We start from the raw sequence: 18,015 nt of genomic DNA, 5'->3' as shown, positions 1-18,015 counted from the left end.
ACTCAAGCCGCCGTTCGTTTTTCCTCCCTGCTCTAAAGAGACAGAGCTTCCAAACGTATCGGAGATTTTACGTGAAGGGGAAACCGAAAACAATGGTTCCCGGCCCCTTCCCCTTTTGTCTCGCCATCTCTATCGGTTGTAGCGATTGTAGCGATCGTAGGGATTGTTTCTATCCCCATCTCGATCGTAGCGATCGTAGCGGTCGTAGCGGTCGTAGCGGTCGTAGCGGTCGTAGCGGTCGTCCCGGTCATCCCGGTCGAAGTGCTCTTCGTACCGTTTTTTCCAGTCTTTTTTCTCGCGGTCGAGTTGGCGGTCGAGGGCATCGTGAGCCTCCCGAATGACCCGCTCTTTTTGACTTTGAGAAAGGCGCTGGTTGTGGGGCTTGCTCATTTCATTTCGCATTTCCCGTTCGAGCTGCTCGTGTCGCTGCCGGCGGTACTCGGCAAAATCCCGCTCGAACCGTTCTTTGTAGTCGCGGTCATAACGGCGGTCGGCATAGTCGCGGTCGTCATCGCGGTCGTAACGGCGGTCGGCGATCGATAATTCCTCCGTTCCCGAAGTGATCGCCTCCCGAACTGGCGGGGTCGGAGAAACGATCGCGATCGCCGGAAGGGCGAAACCGCCGGCCAGAAAAAGTGTCGCCAGAGCCAAAGTGCGTTTCATTTTCGATACCTCCATCAACTCGGATGAATTTGCCGCCCAATACTTCTATTATGGAGCAGAGTGTCCGGGTCGGGCCTCGTCAAAGTGGGGGAATTTCCTCCTCGTTAGACCCGCCAAAAATCCGGTTCCATTTTGCCACGCACGATCGCGGATTTTTGTCAATCCCACCGGTTAATATAATGATCGATTTTTCCGGGCAAATGTTCCCGGCCCGGAGTCCGAAATCGTCCCCCCCTGGCGCTTCCCCGGCCCCCCTTTGTCAGGGGGGAGCTAAGGCCCGGGCCATTTCTGCGATGGGCGGGCGGGGGGAGGGAACGAAACCGATCGCCCGACGGGGTAAGATAGAAGGTTAGAAAAACTTAATAATTTCATCCTGTCGTTACTCCCAAAGAGGTCACCTTGACTCAGCATCAAGATGCGATCGCGCCCCACGGCGGACAACTCATCAACCGGATCGCCACTGCCGAAAAGCGGCAGGAACTGATCGAAAAAGCCGACACCCTGCCACGAGTGCAACTCGACGAGCGATCGCTCTCCGACTTAGAACTGATCGCGATCGGCGGATTCAGCCCCCTGACGGGCTTCATGGAGCAAGCCGACTACATCGGCGTCATCAACGACATGCGTCTGAGCGACGGACTGCCCTGGTCGGTCCCCATCACCCTCTCCGTCTCCGAGGAACAGGCCGACGCCCTATCCGAAGGCAGTTGGGTCCGCCTCGACTCCCCCGACGGAAAATTCGTCGGCGTCCTGGAACTGACCCAAAAATACGCCTACGATAAAGAGCTCGAGGCCATCCACGTCTACCGCACCAACGACACCAACCACCCCGGCGTCAAAGTCGTCCACCAACAGGGGCCGGTGAATCTAGCCGGTCCAGTCTGGCTGCTCGAACGCCGTCCCCACCGCCTGTTCCCGAGCTATCAGATCGACCCGGCCGACAGCCGCCTGCTGTTCCGGGAACGGGAGTGGAAAACCATCGTCGGGTTCCAGACCCGCAACCCCATCCACCGCGCCCACGAATACATCCAAAAGTGTGCCCTGGAAACCGTTGACGGGCTGTTCCTGCACCCCCTCGTTGGCGCCACCAAATCCGACGACATCCCCGCCGACGTGCGGATGCGCTGCTACGAAATCCTGATCGAGCGCTACTATCCGAAAAACCGGGTCATTTTGGCGATCAACCCGGCAGCCATGCGCTACGCCGGACCCCGGGAGGCGATCTTCCACGCCCTCGTCCGCAAAAATTACGGGTGTACCCATTTCATCGTCGGGCGAGATCACGCCGGCGTGGGCGACTATTACGGCACCTACGACGCCCAGCACATCTTCGACGAGTTCGAGCCCGCAGAGCTGGGGATCGTGCCAATGAAGTTTGAACACGCCTTCTACTGCACCTTGACCGGGGGCATGGCGACCAACAAAACCAGCCCCAGCGCCCCGGAACAGCGCATCCACCTGTCGGGGACGAAGGTGCGGGAGATGCTCCGGCGGGGCGAGATGCCGCCGGCGGAATTTTCCCGTCCGGAAGTGGCGGCGGAATTGGTGAAAGCGATGCGGGTGACGGCCGGAAGCTGAACGGGCGATCGCGATTCGGGGCCGGGTCGGGGCGAACTCCACCCGCCCGCGACCGGTGCGCTTCGCGGATCGCCCGGAACGCGGTACGATCGAAGGGTCAGGCGAGTGGGGCGACGAAACGTTTTGGCAGATCCGCGTCGCGGTCGAATCGCCGTCAAAACGGTCCTTCGGGCCGATGGAGAGACGAGAAGTGAGACCAAAGAAGTGAGAAGTGAGAAAATTCTCACTCCCCACTTCTCACGCCTCACGCCTCTTGAAAATTGAGCCGGATCGGATGCTCGGCGACTTGGGAGAGGATCTGAAAATAGTCGATCCGCCGCCTCCCGATGTCGGGTGGCGGGGACTATGAGGTTAGGAAGTCAATCATGGGATTAAAGCGACGGGAATTTTTACAACGCTCCGGCCTGGCGCTGGCTGCTTTGGGAATCGGCGAAACCGCCGGGTGGCCGTTGGGCGATCGCTACCGGCGGGCCATGGCCGCACCGGCGGGCCGGAAACTCGCCCTCCTCGTCGGCATCGACAAATATCCGACGGCCGAAGCCCGGACGGTCCGACCCCTGTCGGGGTGCGTCACGGACGTGGAACTGCAGCGGGAACTGCTCGTCGGCCGATTCGGCTTCCGAGCCGCCGACATCCTCACCCTCACCGACGGCGAAGCCACCCGGGAAAATATCGAAGCCAGCTTTGCCGACCACCTGATCGCGGGGGCGCGACCCGGGGATTTGGTGGTGTTTCACTTTAGCGGCTACGGCAGTTCCGTCCCCCCCGCCGACCCCGCCTCGGACAACGCCTCGGTGCGACACTCCCTGATTCCGGCGGATGTCGCCCTCGACGACGAACCGCTCAACGATTTGATGGAAGATACCCTGTGGCTCCTGCTGCGGTCCTTACCCACCCGGAACGTCGTCACCGTCCTCGACACCAGCTACGCCTACCCCGGTCATCCCAAACAGGGCCTCCTGCGGGTGCGATCGGCCGCCGGGCCGGCCGGCGGACAAGTCGGCGCAGCGGAACGGGACTCCCAGGCCCGACTCCTCAACCGCAACTCCCTCGACCCCGAAGAACTCGGACGGCGACGCCCCGGAGAACTTCCCGGCCTGGTCTTGAGCGCCGCCCAATCCTCCCAGGTAGCCACCGAGACGACCTGGGGGGGGTTCAGCGCCGGTCTGTTCACCTACACCTTGACCCAAACCCTCTGGAACGCCACGGCGACCTCAAACCTCAAAGAAAGCCTCGGCCGGGTCGCCGGCGGGGTGGAACGGGTGGCCGGCCCGAACCAACAGCCCCAACTGCGGCGGGAACTGCCCGCCCCGGACTCGGGGGAATCCGCCATCTCCGAGCTGCAACTGAAATCCCCCCCCGCCGACGGGACGATTACCGCCGTGGAAGACGGGGGCAAAACCGCCCGCCTGCTGCTGGCCGGCCTGCCCCCCGCCGTCTTGAAAGCGGACGCCGTCAATTCCCTGTTCACCGTCCTTTCCGAACCCCAGGCCGCGCCGGAAAACCTGCGTCCCCGGCTGCAAATTCGCTCCCGCGACGGGCTGCGGGCCACCGCCGAGCTGCAACTGTTGGAATTTGGCGACCTCCCCTCCCCCCCCATCAAACCTGGGCAATTGGTTCGGGAGGCGATCCGGATTTTACCCCGCAACGTTAGTTTGAAAATCGCCCTCGACCCGAAACTCGATCGCATCGAGCGGGTGGACGCCACCAGCGCCTTTTCGACCATCCCCGAAGTCTCCATCGCCGGCGACGAACAGTTGATCGACTACCTGCTGAGTCGGGTGCGGGATACCACCATCGCCCAGAGTCCCGCCGCCCCCCTGATGTCCCTGTTTCAGGGCCACTACGGCCTGTTTTCCCCCGGCCAGGTGTTGCTCCCCGACACCGCCGGGGAGGGGGGGGAAGCGGTGAAAGTCGCCGTCGGACGCCTGGTCCCCCACCTGAAAACGCGACTGGCGGCCAAGTTGTTGCGGCTGACGGAAAATGAACGGTCCAATTTGATGCGGGCGAAAGTGACCTTGGCGATGCTATCCCCCCAGTCCCGGGCGATCGCCAAACGGGAAACCCCCCAAACCGATGGGGGTGCGGAGTCCGGCCCGATGGCGATCGCGGCTGAGGCGAGCCGACCCGAAGCGGCCCGTTCCCAGAGTTTCGGGATTCCCACTGTGCCGGCCGAGAGCCGCATCCAGATGCGACTCCAAAATAACGGCGACCTGCCCCTCTATTTCGTCCTGTTTCTTTTGGACAGCAGCGGCCGACCCCACGTTTACGACGCCACCCTCCCCCCGGTTTCGGCGGCCTCCGAGGGGGCCGAAACCCCGCCCCGACAGCAGCGGGTCGAACCGGGAAAAACCCTCAACATCCCGACGACCAACGGCTCGATCGGCGACGCCCCCCCGGCGGAGCTCTCGGGAGAACTCGTCCGGGGTCCGGCCGGCCTGACGGAAATCTACGTCATCGTCAGCCACTACCCCTTCACCGAGACGGTGAAAGCGATCGCCCGCGGCCTCAAAGACGGCGGCGGTACCCGCAAATTTCGGCTCCAATCTCTCTCCAACCCCCTGGAAGTCTCCCGGGCGGTCTGGGAAGATCTGGCGCGGGCCAGCAAACTCGGGGTCAAGCGGAGCGGCATTTCTACCGACAACCTGGCCCTGGATGTGAATGCCTGGGCGACGTTCAATTTCATCTGTCGCGTCATCTGAGATCGAGTCCGGTCGAAGGCGGAACCGGCCGCCGAAACGACCGGCTCCAATCGCGCGCCGCCGGCTCCTGAATCGGAAATCGGATCGGGGTCATCACTTGGAAATCGGGGTTTCAAGGCGGGTTATGCGATAAAATCAGATCGAGCCGATTTTCCCATCCACCGCCTTTTCGTCGTCAATCCTGAGTCCAATTGAGGGGCGATCGCGACTGGGATATCGGTGTTGCCGTTAATCCCATTTCATTTGCACTCGGTTCCGCACCGGCTCGGTCGAGATATCCGATCGTGAGAAATCACCCATTTTTGAAGTTTGCCCCGTCCACTTTCCGTCCTCCCATCGAAACGCGGAACGGTTGCCGATTCTCTCGATTCACCCCCCTGCGGCCCGACTGTTTTGGCTAGAAAACCACCGTTTATGAAAATTTTGATCGTAGAAGATGATACGCCGACCATCGCCCCCCTGGTGGAGGAATTGAAAGCCTGTCACTACATCGTAGACCTCGCGGTGGACGGGCCGACGGGGTTGGAATTGGCTTTGGATTGGAACTACGATCTGGTGGTGCTCGACTGGATGCTGCCGGGGATGGACGGGCCGGAAATTTGCCGTCAACTTCGCGCCCAGGGCTTCTCGTCGCCCATCCTTCTCCTGACGGTCCGCAACCTCGACGAGGACATCATTACCGGACTGGATGCGGGGGCCGACGACTTCGTTTCCAAACCTTACAATCCCTCCCAACTTTTGGCGCGGATTCGGGCCCTGCTGCGGCGGGGAAGGACGCCGGCGAACCCGATCAAATTGACTTGGGAACGGTTGGAAGTCAATCAGACGGCGGCGGAAGTTCGCTACGGGGAACGGCGGGTCGCCATCAAGCCCAAAGCTTACAACCTGCTCATCCTTTTTTTACAAAATCCCCAGCGGATTTTCAGCCGTCAAGCCATCATCGATCGCCTCTGGTCCTTCGACAACGAACCCAGCGAAAATGCGGTCACGAACTTGATCAAAGACCTGCGGCGGACGCTCAAGGAGGCCGGGATGCCGGTCGATCCCATCGAGACGATCTACGGCATCGGCTACCGCCTGAATTTGCCCCCGGCCAAAGACGCCCCCGCCGCGCCGGAGTCTGAGTCCCCGTCCGCCGCTTCCCCGGTTCGCGTCGAGGAGACCATCGCCCGGTACCGGGATTCTTTCGTCGAACAACTCGACGAGTTGGAGCGGCTCCTCTCGGGTTCCGACCCCAGGTCGGTGGCCGAGCCGGAGCGCCGGAAGGCCCGGGAAATTGCCCACAAGTTGGCGGGGGGACTCGGAACCTTTGGCTACCAACGCGGCTCGGAATTGGCTCGGGCGATGGAAATCCAACTCGGGAGTCCGCACCATACGGCGGCGGACTTGGCCGAGATCGACGGGCCAATCGCCCAACTGCGGGAAGAACTCCGGCAACCGCCACAGCCCCTCACCGCCGAGCGTCGCGGGTCTTACCATCATATTTTGCTCATCGACGGCGATCGCGCCGGGGCCGAGGAACTCAAACGGGAGGCGATCGCCTGGAACTTGCAAATCGAAGTGGTTTCCACCCCGGCCGAAACCCGAAAAGTCTTGGCGCGCGCGCTCCCCGACGCCATCCTCCTCGACCCGAATTTGTCCGACCGAGACGAGGGCGGATTCAACTTGCTCCGCGAACTCTCGGAGCGGTTCCCGGACATTCCCATTTTAATTTTCACCCGCGAGGACAACCTCTCGGAACGCATCATGTCGGCCCGTTTGGGGGCGCGGCGGTTCCTCCACAAACCCATCGCCCCCCAGTCGGTGTTTGAAACCATCGGCCAGGTACTCCCCGAGTCCCAAAGTCCCGATTCCCGCATCCTGATCGTCGATGACGACCCGGTGAGTTTGGGGATTCTCCGCAAAATCCTCGACCCCTGGGGGTTCGAGATCGTCGGCCTGCGGGAGCCGGACCGGTTCTGGCAGGTGCTCACCCAAACCCTGCCAGATCTGTTGATTTTGGATTTGCAAATGCCGACCTACACCGGCATCGAACTCTGCCGGGTCGTCCGCCAAGATCCGAACTGGGAGGAACTGCCGATCTTGGTGGTGACCGCACACCAAGATCCGACGCGGATCGAAAAAGTCTTTGAAGCCGGGGCTGACGATTTTATCACCAAACCGATTATCGGCCCGGAACTCGTGACCCGCGCCATCGCCCGGATCGAGCGATCGCACCTGCGACGGCAACTCAAGCAGATGCGGCAGGCTCACTCGAAAAAATAATATCAGAGCCGGCAAAAGCCAATAAAAAACTCAGCCTCCCATTTTTCCCCACTCACCCGGAATTTCTAAAATTCTCAAGTGTCGGGATTGCTCGGGTCGCTCACGGGTTGGGGAAGTTTGACCTTCCCACATAATCGCGCTCCTCAAAGCCGGTACCAGTTCTATATGGGTAGACTGAGTTACATATCAGGGTCCGAGTTTTAAGTTAGCAATCAAAAATAAGAAACTGATAAATCCGAGCCGAAATTTCTCAAATTTTTGCCGGTGGTTCCCGCGATCCGAGGCGATGGAAAACGAAAAAAAACTCAGCCTCCCATTCGCTTCAACTTGCCTCAAATTGACAAGATCTGCGGAAGTATCGAGCATTGAGAAGAGGGATCGAATTTCCGGGACAGCTTGGCTGCTGGACTCTCCCCGCACTTCTCAAGGCCGGTATCAGTTCTGTCTGGGTAGACTGAGTTACATATCAGGGTCCGAGTTTCAAGTTAGCGGCCAAAAATAAGAAACTGATAAGCGGACATCAAAAATATTCAAAAATTCGAGCAGTCGGCGGCTAATCCCGCGGCTCCGGCGTCGATCGCTCCAGAGTCTGGTAGCGAGCTTGCAGTTCTTCGATGGTGTAGAGGGACTGGAATTGGAGTCCGGCTTCCCGGTAGAGTTGCGCCCCCCCCTGGTTGCGATCGACCAGGGCGATGGCGCGATCGACGGCGTACCCGGCATCCTGGAGGCGCTTCACCGCCTTCAACGCTGACTGTCCGGTCGTGACGACATCTTCGAGGACGACGACTTTGGCCGCCCGCGGCAGTTCCGGCCCTTCGATGTAGGCCCGGGTTCCGTGTCCCTTGGCTTCTTTGCGGATAATCAGAGCGGGGATGGGGCGATTTTCGTAGGCGGAAATCACGCTGACGGCGGAAACGATGGGGTCCGCGCCGAGGGTGAGTCCGGCGACGGCTTCGGTGTCGGGGGGCAGCAGGGCGAACAGCAGGCGGGCGATCGCGACGGCGCCGAGGGGGTGGAGGGTGACTTGTTTGCCGTTGATGTAGTAGGAGCTGCGCTGTCCGGAGGAGAGGACGAAATCTCCCTCCCGATAGGCTCGCTGGCAAAACAGATCCAGCAGCCAGGGGCGCAGGGTGTCGAGGGGGGCCGCAGCCGGATTCAGAGTTGGAGGTTGATCGATCATATGAAGGGCAAATTGACTCAAGTTGGGGCGATCGCCCGATCCGATCCTACACCGGAAAACGGGTTAAGATGAAACCGATTCAACGAGGTCAATCCTATGAAGAGAATATTACGAAGCCTCACCGGGGTGTTGGGGGTGGCGATCGCTTCGACCGTTTGGGCGGGGATGGCCCAGGCCCAGAGTAACAGCCGTTTCCAACCCTTCGCGGAAGAGTTCAACCGCGCCGCCACCCGCAGTTCCGGGAATGCGTTGAAAAATCAATCGCTGATGAGACAGTTGTCCGTCTATTTGGGGCTGAGTTACCCCTGGCCCAACGGCATCAACGGCTTTCCCGAAACCCTGATCACCGACGATGCCCGACGGTTGAACGATTTGCACCGGGAGGCGATGCTCGAACAGACGTCGAGCGATCGCATCATCCGCACCCCCGACCTGATCAACCCCTACAACACGTCCATTCTCACCCAACCCACCTTATTGCAGGAGGTTCCGGTCAATCCCCCCGGCGAATTTTTGTACCCCTAGGAGAAATGAGGCGGGGGAGAGTTTCCCCGCCGATCGCGTCCCATGTCTATATCACAAAAGTTTTATATTGTCAAGCGCCCCGCCGGAACCTGCGATATCCTGTCCGGCGATGGCATCGCCCCCGATACAAAAAACCCCGACATCGTGAAATGCTGGGGTCCGTTCGACTCTTCCGGGGAAGCGATCGCCCGCCGGGTGGGCTTGATTCGGGCGGGCCAGTGCCGGCCCCGATAACGTTACTGGGAAATCGCCGTGTCATTTCGGGCCTTGGCGATCTCCTGGGTGAGCACTTCCAGGGCTTTGGCGTACTGGGGATCGTCGGCGGTGCCGATCTGGTCGCGATTTTCCCGCAGGGTGTCCCGCTGGTCTTCCGTCAGCTCGATGGTCACGTCCGGCACGATCCCCTCGTGGTTGATATCCCGGCCGCTGGGGGTGAAATATTTGGCGATCGTCACGGCCAGACCCGACCCCTGGCCGACTCCCCGGACGGACTGCACCAGACCTTTTCCGAAGGTCTTCGTCCCCACTAAAACGGCGCGATCGTTGTCCTGTAGCGCCCCGGACAAAATCTCGCTGGCGCTGGCCGAACCGCCGTCCACCAGAACCACCATCGGCTTGTCCGTCAGCGCCCGATTGTTGGCCCGCTGCCGGTCCATTTCCCCCTGGCGGTTCACCGTCGAGACGATATCCCCCTGTTCCAGCCACATCCTGGCAATTTCGATACTCGCGTACAGCAGGCCGCCGGGGTTCGATCGCAGGTCTAAAATGTAACCCGAGACATTCTGAGTTTCCAACTCCTCGATCGCCTCCTGCATTTCCTCCGCCGCATTGGCACTGAAGGTATTAAGGCGAATGTAACCCACCTCTCCCATCGGCGAATCCTTCTTGGAGTGGCGCACCGGGTGAATTTCAATTTTGGCGCGGGTGATGGGAAACTCCATTTCCCGATTTCCCCGCAGGACTTTCAGCGTCACCTGGGTTCCCACCGGCCCCCGAATCAACTGCACCGCCTCATTAATATCCATCCCCTTCGTGCTGCGGCCGTCGATTTCGGTGATGATATCCTGGGCCTGCACCCCGGCTTCAAAGGCGGGCGAATCCTCGATGGGCGAAATCACGATCAGCTTCTCGGTGTCCTCGTCCTGGGTGAGTTGAATCCCCACCCCCGTCAGTTCCCCCGACGTGTCGATCTGCATATTCTTGAACTCTTCCGGGTCCATGAAGCGGGTGTAGGGATCGTCGAGCTTCTCGAGCATCTCGCGGATCGCTTCGTAGGCTTGTTCGTCGCTGGTGTAGTCCCGGTCGAGATATTCGTTGCGGACCTCCTTCCAATCCACTTGGTTGAACGTCCCGTCAACGTAGTTTTTCTCGATAATTTGCCAAACTTCGTCGATCAATTCCTTCGGGCTTTCCCGAAACGATGCTTGACTGGAGAGATGGATGCCGGCGCCCGCAACGGCAACAGCGGTCAGCATCACTGCCGTCGCACCTATGACAAGCCCACTTCTTGATATAATCATGTATCTGCTGAACCGGAAGAGAAGACTTCAAATACTAAGCCCACTGTAACACAGAGAATTTGGGTGTGTGAGTTTGGGCGTGGGGGGCGGGAAATTTGAGATTTTGGATTGTAGGGGCTCCTGGCTTGCGCCCTGATTTTCGATTCCCCCCGGCCGGGGAGTTCCCGCACCCCCGCACTATTTTAAGGATCGACCCAGCGTCCGTCAGCTTTGATCAAATTAATCAATTCTTCAACTCCCCGATCTTCGGGAACTTTTTTGATCTCTTCCCGACCCCGGTAGAGGGAAATATATCCGGGCTGTTTGCCGACGTAGCCGTAATCGGCATCGGCCATTTCTCCCGGGCCGTTGACGATACATCCCATGACGGCGATATCGAGTCCGGTGAGGTGTTTGGTGGCCTCCCGGACTTCGTGGAGGACGTCTTCCAGATTGAATAAGGTGCGACCGCAGGAGGGACAGGCGACGTACTCCACCATCGTTTTCCGCAGTCCCAGGGCTTGCAGGATGCTGTAGCAGACGGGGATTTCCTTTTCCGGGGCCTCGGTGAGGGAGACGCGGATGGTGTCGCCGATGCCCTCGGCCAGGAGCGTCCCGATGCCGGCGGTGGACTTGATGCGGCCGTATTCCCCATCTCCGGCCTCGGTGACGCCCAGGTGCAGGGGGTAGTCCATGCCCAATTCGTCCATGCGCTTGGCCATCAGGCGGTAGGCGGCCAGCATGACGGGGACGCGGGAGGCTTTCAGGGAGATGACCAAATTCTGGAAATCCAGCGATTCGCAGATGCGGATAAATTCTAAGGCCGATTCCACCATGCCCTCCGGGGTGTCGCCGTAGGTGAATAGCATCCGTTCGGCGAGGGAACCGTGGTTGACGCCGATCCGCATGGCTTTGTCCTGGTCGCGCAGGGAAATGACCAGGGGTTTCAGGGTTTCGCGAATTTTTTCGCCGATTTCGTCGAATTCAGCCTGGGTGTATTCGCCGCGATCGGCTTTCGGCTTTTCAAAGACGTACAATCCGGGGTTGATCCGCACTTTATCGACGTGCTTGGCGACTTCCAAGGCGATTTTCATGCCGTTGTGGTGGACGTCGGCGACGAGGGGGACGGGTTGGTAGGTTTCGGCTAATTTTTGCTTGATTTCCCCCACCGCTTTGGCGTGGCCGACGCTCGGGACTGTGACGCGGACGATTTCGCATCCCATTTCGTGGAGGCGGCGGATGGAGGCGACGGACCCCTCGATGTCCATCGTGTCTTCGTTGATCATGGACTGGACCACCACGGGATGTCCGCCGCCGATGGTGACGTTTCCGACCCGGACGGGGCGGGTTTGGCGGCGGTGAATCACGGTGTCAATGCCGGATTCGGCGGGTGTGGGTTGGGTTGGAACGGGCAGGGTTTGCATGATCTGAAGGTTTTTTTGCGGTAGTCGCGTTTTTATCTAAGATATCGATCGCTCTTTATGATTAGGTTGCCACAGATGGGGGACGTATGGTCACACCGATCGCCGAAATTGTCGAAATTGCTCATAATATTCTCGGAGATTTGCAAACGAGTTTTTATGAGTTTCAAGCAGCCGGTTCAATCCCCCCCCTATTTCTCGGGATTTGCCCCCCTCCCCGAGGAATTTCGCGGCAAAATCTGGGAACGGGGCGCCCCGTTCTGGTTCCGATCCGAATCCGGGTCCGACGGGGTGATTTTGTGCTTGCACGGGTTCACGGCCAGTCCCTTCGAGGTGCGGCCGGTCGCCGAAGCCGTTCGGCGGCGGGGGTTTGACGGCGCGGGGACGCTCTTGCCGGGGCACGGCTATGCAAAACTAACCGATCAGAAGTTATTTTTCCCCCGGATGACGGCGGCGGGGATGTTGGAGGCGGTGCGGTCGGAAATTGCCGAGGCGCGATCGCGATACAATTTTGTCGGCCTATTCGGCCATTCGATGGGGGGCGCGATCGCTTTGCAGATGGCGGCGGAAGGTCGGGTGGACGCCTGCGCGGTGACGGCCCCGGCTTTAAAATTGCCCCCGAGGGCGGTATTTTTGCTGGCGCTTTTGGGGCGGTTCAATATTTCTTTGAACACGAAACCGCAGCGGTTCGACAATCCGATTTATTTGTTTGAAAATACCAGGGCGGGAGTGGCGCTGCAACAGTTGGCTCGCACGGCGCGGCAGCATTTGTCGCAGATTACCTGTCCGGTTTTTGCCGTCCATTCTCACCGCGATCGCCTGGTCGATCCGGTGGTGATGGATTGGATGCGATCGCGGGTTTCCGGGGAGTTGAAAGTGCGCTGGTTCGACCAGTCCAGCCACGTCATGACGTTGGATGTCAACGGGCCGGAAATCGCTGAGGCGATCGGCGATTTTTTTGTTCGGGTGGGTGCGGGCGATCGGCTTTCAGTTTAGAGAATCGCGGCTATTTCTCGGGGGGAGTTTTGCCATCTCTTCCCCCGGTTCAATTGACTCCAATTGTTTTTCAAGTAATCCAGCATGACTTCCTTGACGACGGGGACAGTGACGGCATTTCCCAATTGCCGATAGGCGGCAGAATCATCCGGGTGGAGTCGATACCCATCCGGAAATCCTTGCAACCGGGCACACTCTCTGGGGGTGATTCTCCTCGGTTGATTGTTGACGACAATTCCCAATCTGTGCGCGTCGGAACTGGTCAAGGTAATCGAAATACTGTCGGGATCTAAAAATTTGAACACTTCAAAGGACATATTTCCGCAAACCGGGCTGTATTTTCCGCCTTTTTCTTTGAGGTATTTTTTGTCAAGCAAACTATCGATAATCGATGCCAAGTCGGGTTTAAAATAAAAAGTTTTGATTTGTTCTAATGTTAAACTTTTGCCATCTTTGTGGCTCCCAAATGACTTTTTTCTGCGATTGGCAATCAGTAAATTCATGAAGTTTCTTTCGGCTTCGCTGCACTCGCCTTTAATTCCCAAATCCCAGGAGTGAAGGGAATTTCCGCCCCGGAAGTCGATCAGCCTGACACCATTTAACTTTTGCCAGTTGCCCCCGATCGCTTTGCCCAACATTTGGGTAAATTCGGCGGAACAAAAATACTTGCGATCGGCTTCTTCTTCTAAGATATCTTTGACTGTTTTGAACTGGAAATATTGCCGAAAAAGATTACCCTGAATTCCGATTTGTTTGAAAGCGTGAGAATCCGCCGCCCCCTTGTCTGATTGCAAAGTCAAGTTGGGCGTTTGTCCTTTCAATCCGAGCAGATAAATTCGGACTCGATTTTGAGGGACGTTAAAGTTGCTGCTATTTAACAATAAATAACGGACTCCATATCCCAATTCGGATAAAGCCTTGACGATGGTTTGAAAAGTTCTTCCGCCATCGTGACTGGTCAAACCCCGCACATTTTCTAATAAGAAACCTGTCGGATTGTGGGCTTTGATAATTTTCTCAATTTCAAAAAACAACGTCCCGCGAGTGTCGCCAAATCCTTCCTGTTTTCCGGCATAGGAAAAGGGTTGGCAGGGAAATCCGGCCAAAAGAAAGTCGAATTCTGGAATCTGTTGGATGCTTCTAATATCGCCTTGCGGGTTTTCGCCAAAATTCAAATTATATGTCTCGCAAGCTTTGGCATCAATTTCGGAACTGAGGACGCAACGATAATCAATCCCCAACTCCTGACAGGCGGCTTCCAAACCCAGACGCATACCGCCGATTCCGGCAAACAGATCGATAAATTTAATCATTGTTCAAGAACTCCTTAATAAAATTACCAAATCCCTTAAATTCTGATCGACCCGATTCTTTGTTATCTTTAAATATAGTACAATTTAATTGAGTCTGGGAGCGGGTTGAAAATTTTAAAATTATTAATTTTTTTTAATTTTGGTCACCCGATCGCTCAAAATTTGCTAAGATCAGTTCGGATAACTTTGCAGACCACAAGCGACCTCAATCGAATCATGTCCGAACATCAACCGTTGATAGTTATCCAAATTACCGATACCCATTTATTTGCCGATCGCGATCGCGAGATGATGGGGCTCAAAACGGCCCATTCTTTTCGGGCGGTATTGGATCGAATTCGGGAACTGAATCTCGCTCCCGATGTCTTTTTATTGACAGGGGATTTATCCCAGGATGAAACGCCGGAATCCTACGAGTATTTGCAATCTTTGATAACTTCCTTTGATATCCCGACTTATTGGATACCGGGAAATCACGACAATCCGGATGCGATCGTATCTATTTTAACACACAATTCGATCCGATCTGACAAGTCATTCGACCTCGGAAATTGGCATTTTATTTTACTCAACAGCCAATGTCCGGGAAAGGTTTACGGCGACTTGAGTTCCGCTTCTTTACAACAGTTGGAATCCCAGTTGGAACACAACCGCGATCGCCCCACGTTCATCGCTTTACATCATCACCCGATCGCGATCGCATCGGAGTGGATGGACGAAATTAATTTGCGGAATTCCGATGAGTTTTTGGCGATTATCGACCGCCACCCCCAAGTCAAAATCGTGATTTGCGGTCACATCCACCAAGAATTTGAAACCACTCGAAACGGGGTCATATATTTGGGTTGTCCGTCCACCTGCGTCCAATTTAAACCCAGGGCGACAGAATTGACATTTGATGAGACGGCGACACCGGGATTTCGGGTTTTTACGTTGCACGCCGACGGAGAATATACGAGCAAAGTCGAGCGGACAAATTATCAATTGCCGAGGTATCCCAATCCGCGAGAACTTCAGAAGCGGGTTAAAAATATGGCTCATCAATAAATCGTCCGAAGTGATGGTATACTATTCAAGTTTTCGATCGGATATTCGTTCGATACTTATGGAATGGTTGCACACTCTCGAATCGGGATTGTCTGGTGTCGTTTCTTTCGGCAAATTGTTGTTGGAAGCGATTTCAGTGTTTTGCGTTTTATTTGGAGTTGTCAAAACGGGTCAACTCGCACTCAAATTTTCTCAATTCAAATATGATGAATTTCTTTTCATTCAACTGCGGATAAGGTTCGGGGTTTGGCTGGCGTTAGCCCTGGAATTTCAACTGGGTGCCGATATTCTGGCGACTACGATCGCCCCCTCAACGGGAACATTAGTCCGGCTGGGTGCGATCGCGGTGATCCGGACATTATTAAACTATTTCTTGAATCAAGAACTTGAAAGAGAGTTTGAAATGAGAAAGAAGAAGGGCGACGAACACGAGTTGCCTTCGGTCGGAGAATAAAAGCTTTTGATGCAGTTTATATTTGAGAAATATAGCAGTTGTCTATCTGCTGCCATATGGTTCGATCCCCCTGGGACTTCGAGTCAACTGGTGTTGAAAAGTGCCGTAAATTAAAAATTTGATCATGTCAGAACCGATAATTTTATGTCTTCCGGATGCGACAGCGACTCAAAGCCTCGGGATTCATTTGGGGCGATCGCTTCCCCCGAATAGCGTCGTCCTCTTAGAGGGAAATTTGGGGACGGGTAAAACAACTTTGGTTCAGGGAATCGGCAGGGGACTCGATATTTCTGAATCGGTGGATAGCCCGACTTTTACCTTAATTAATGAGTATACGAGCGGACGGCTGCCGCTGTATCATTTGGATTTGTATCGCCTCGGCGGGGCGGAAATTGAGGGGTTGAATGTCGAGTTGTATTGGGAGGGGTTGGAAGTGGAACCGGGGATCGTGGCGATCGAGTGGGCGGAACGTCTTCCCTACCGTCCCGAGGACTATTTGCAGGTGAGTTTGAGTCACACGGAAGCGGGCGATCGCCAAGTTAAATTGATTCCTTTTGGGGGGTTTAATCTTGATTTGGAGAGGATAATCAACCACAGAGGCACAGAGGACACAGAGGATCAAAGCAAAACCCTCCCCTGATTGAGGAGAGGGTTGAAATCACGAATTGGAAACTATCAAGATACGCCAGAAATCAGGCGTTTTGTTTCGGATTCTCCCGCTTTAGTCAACTGTCGCCGCAGTTGCAATGTCAGCAGTGTCAGGCAAGTCCACTGAAGGGCGATCGCGCTCAAAAAGTAAAATGCTGGCGCGTATTCGGCACCTAAAATTGGCAGGGATGTCAACAAAAACAGGAGGGGATAGGATTCGGGTTGCATTTGCAAAATTCCCAGGCATAGCGGGGGAAGAATCAGGATGGCTGCGATGATTCCCGCAGCCCAAACTTGGGGTTTTCTCATTTGTTTCATGAGTACAATCTGGGCGATCGCGGCACAGATGAGGATCAATCCTGCCAGGAGAACCACGGCTAAAAAGCCTTGCCAATGTTCGTAGTGATTATAGTCCGGTTCGTACAGGTGGGCGCCGATCAGCCAGGGAGTCCACATCGCGACTGTCATGGCGACATTGACGGACATTGCCAAAACTGCGGGGCTTTTTTCTCCCCACAGTAAATCTGTTAATAACTGGCGATTTTTGATGTTCTTGCGGGTGGATTCCCGGCGGTATCGCGCCCAATCTTGGAGGGGTTGTCGCTGGGAGGATAAAGCCGCGATCGCCAACAGCAGGCAGAATGGAATCAAACCGAACAGGAAAAATTCTCCCAGGTTTTGCAGGGCATAGGAACGGACAGGAAAGACGAAGCCGAGCAAAAATAAGTTCAATCCGAATACTGCGAAATAACTCTGTTTTTTGCTGAGTAATGTCGTCCCCGGATCGCGGAAGCGACGGTTCAAGACTTGCCAGGTTCCCGCCATGAGTGTTGCCAAACTCAGCCCCATGAAACAGTACCAAGTTGCCATGCTGTAGCTGACGGGAATGTTGAACCATTTAACCCACAAATCCCAGCGATCGTTGAAGGTTTGCCAAGCGTCCGGTTGGGCGATCGCCAATCGTGCGACATTGAAGATCAAATGTAAGAATTGCAAAGACGGAATGACAGCCACAGAAGCCAGCAGGGTTCCCAACCAAGCCGCCGAAAATCCCATCAGCGGGAAGAGTAGGGAGAGGCTAAATAAACTCAGGGTGACGATCGCAAATACCCCGTTTTGCAATAGAACCAACTGCAGGGGAATATCAGCCGCGATCGCCGTCCAAAATTGCAGGGGCAAAGCCAGGGCCAATCCGAGATACAATAAAATCGGAACGCCCAACACTTTTCCGATTAAAATATCCCGCCCGGACTGGGGACTGAGGCGGATAAAATTCAGGGTCCCCCGCCGTTCCTCCGTGGCGAGATCCTGAATCAACATATAGACACCCCCCAACATCAATGCCAGGGGTAAAATCCAATTCAGAGTCAGAAAAATATCATTCCACCACTTCATCCAGTCGATGACAACCGGAAGTTCGCCCCTCGGACTCAACATATACTGTCCGTAGGGGTGTTTTTCGGTGGGAAGTTGGGCGTAAAAGAAAAACATCAACAACCCCTGTGCCAGAATCGAAACGGTGGCGACGAGGGTGACGGTGCGCGACTTGAGGCGCCCTTTCAATTCTCGGATAAACTGGGGATTCCAGTTTCCGAAAGTTTCGATAACGTCGATTTTCATGATTTCTCCAAGGTGAAAGATAGATCGGAATTGTCAGGCAGGCGGGGACGCACTGCCCCTACAGAATGGGCAGGCAGGCGGGGACGCACTGCCCCTACAGAATG

Annotated in this window: 15 protein-coding genes; 9 read left to right on the top strand and 6 right to left on the bottom strand. The window is 56.2% G+C overall.

The window, feature by feature from the left end:
- Positions 1-129 precede the first annotated feature (129 nt).
- The gene (locus AC0QHF_RS24475; RefSeq protein ID WP_324706880.1) at positions 130-663 is read right to left on the bottom strand and encodes a hypothetical protein; all 534 of its coding nucleotides are present in this window, start codon (positions 661-663) and stop codon (positions 130-132) included.
- 399 nt (positions 664-1,062) lie between these two features.
- Between AC0QHF_RS24475 and sat the strand changes: the two genes are divergently transcribed.
- The 3 genes from sat to AC0QHF_RS24460 all read left to right on the top strand — a co-directional run bounded on the left by sat (position 1,063) and on the right by AC0QHF_RS24460 (position 7,208).
- Positions 1,063-2,241 (top strand): sulfate adenylyltransferase, encoded by a 1,179-nt coding sequence (gene sat / locus AC0QHF_RS24470; RefSeq protein WP_324706879.1) that lies wholly within the window; start codon positions 1,063-1,065, stop codon positions 2,239-2,241.
- 365 nt (positions 2,242-2,606) lie between these two features.
- Positions 2,607-4,943 (top strand): caspase family protein, encoded by a 2,337-nt coding sequence (locus AC0QHF_RS24465; RefSeq protein WP_324706878.1) that lies wholly within the window; start codon positions 2,607-2,609, stop codon positions 4,941-4,943.
- Between the two features lie 414 nt (positions 4,944-5,357).
- Positions 5,358-7,208, top strand: coding sequence for a response regulator (locus tag AC0QHF_RS24460; RefSeq protein ID WP_324706877.1), 1,851 nt, complete (start codon positions 5,358-5,360; stop codon positions 7,206-7,208).
- 553 nt (positions 7,209-7,761) lie between these two features.
- Here the strand turns inward: AC0QHF_RS24460 and pyrE are convergent.
- On the bottom strand, positions 7,762-8,388 hold the full coding sequence (gene pyrE, locus AC0QHF_RS24455; protein ID WP_324706876.1) for an orotate phosphoribosyltransferase: 627 nt from the start codon (positions 8,386-8,388) through the stop codon (positions 7,762-7,764).
- 96 nt (positions 8,389-8,484) lie between these two features.
- Between pyrE and AC0QHF_RS24450 the strand changes: the two genes are divergently transcribed.
- Both AC0QHF_RS24450 and AC0QHF_RS24445 read left to right on the top strand, forming a co-directional pair.
- Entirely contained in the window at positions 8,485-8,913 is a 429-nt protein-coding gene (locus AC0QHF_RS24450) for a hypothetical protein (RefSeq protein WP_324706875.1), read from the top strand.
- 42 nt (positions 8,914-8,955) lie between these two features.
- On the top strand, positions 8,956-9,147 hold the full coding sequence (locus AC0QHF_RS24445) for a DDE transposase family protein (protein WP_324706874.1): 192 nt from the start codon (positions 8,956-8,958) through the stop codon (positions 9,145-9,147).
- A gap of 2 nt (positions 9,148-9,149) precedes the next feature.
- On the opposite strand, the gene ctpC is transcribed toward AC0QHF_RS24445, so the two are convergent.
- Positions 9,150-10,433 carry a carboxyl-terminal processing protease CtpC gene (ctpC, locus tag AC0QHF_RS24440; RefSeq protein ID WP_375341464.1) on the bottom strand — a complete coding sequence of 428 codons (1,284 nt, stop codon included), beginning with the start codon at positions 10,431-10,433 and terminating at the stop codon, positions 9,150-9,152.
- A gap of 182 nt (positions 10,434-10,615) precedes the next feature.
- Entirely contained in the window at positions 10,616-11,836 is a 1,221-nt protein-coding gene (gene ispG, locus AC0QHF_RS24435) for a (E)-4-hydroxy-3-methylbut-2-enyl-diphosphate synthase (protein WP_324706873.1), read from the bottom strand.
- 156 nt (positions 11,837-11,992) lie between these two features.
- On the opposite strand from ispG, the gene AC0QHF_RS24430 reads away from it, so the two are divergent.
- Complete coding sequence (locus AC0QHF_RS24430) at positions 11,993-12,829, top strand: alpha/beta hydrolase (RefSeq protein WP_324706872.1); 837 nt, start codon at positions 11,993-11,995, stop codon at positions 12,827-12,829.
- Here the strand turns inward: AC0QHF_RS24430 and AC0QHF_RS24425 are convergent.
- Positions 12,826-14,142, bottom strand: a complete 1,317-nt coding sequence (locus tag AC0QHF_RS24425) for a DNA cytosine methyltransferase (protein ID WP_324706871.1) — start codon at positions 14,140-14,142, stop codon at positions 12,826-12,828. The two genes, AC0QHF_RS24430 and AC0QHF_RS24425, sit on opposite strands and share 4 nt — an antisense overlap.
- 216 nt (positions 14,143-14,358) lie before the next feature.
- Between AC0QHF_RS24425 and cpdA the strand changes: the two genes are divergently transcribed.
- From cpdA to tsaE, 3 genes are all read left to right on the top strand, one after another.
- On the top strand, positions 14,359-15,189 hold the full coding sequence (gene cpdA / locus AC0QHF_RS24420) for a 3',5'-cyclic-AMP phosphodiesterase (protein WP_324706870.1): 831 nt from the start codon (positions 14,359-14,361) through the stop codon (positions 15,187-15,189).
- Positions 15,190-15,247: 58 nt separating this feature from the next.
- On the top strand, positions 15,248-15,643 hold the full coding sequence (locus AC0QHF_RS24415; RefSeq protein WP_324706869.1) for a DUF1622 domain-containing protein: 396 nt from the start codon (positions 15,248-15,250) through the stop codon (positions 15,641-15,643).
- Between the two features lie 124 nt (positions 15,644-15,767).
- The gene (gene tsaE, locus AC0QHF_RS24410; protein ID WP_324706868.1) at positions 15,768-16,283 is read left to right on the top strand and encodes a tRNA (adenosine(37)-N6)-threonylcarbamoyltransferase complex ATPase subunit type 1 TsaE; all 516 of its coding nucleotides are present in this window, start codon (positions 15,768-15,770) and stop codon (positions 16,281-16,283) included.
- 35 nt (positions 16,284-16,318) lie between these two features.
- Here the strand turns inward: tsaE and AC0QHF_RS24405 are convergent, their stop codons facing one another.
- Positions 16,319-17,911, bottom strand: coding sequence for a hypothetical protein (locus AC0QHF_RS24405; protein ID WP_324706867.1), 1,593 nt, complete (start codon positions 17,909-17,911; stop codon positions 16,319-16,321).
- Positions 17,912-18,015 lie beyond the last annotated feature (104 nt).

The sequence above is a fragment of the Lyngbya sp. CCY1209 genome, from assembly GCF_055795065.1.
This window is presented reverse-complemented; position numbering and strand designations above follow the sequence as displayed.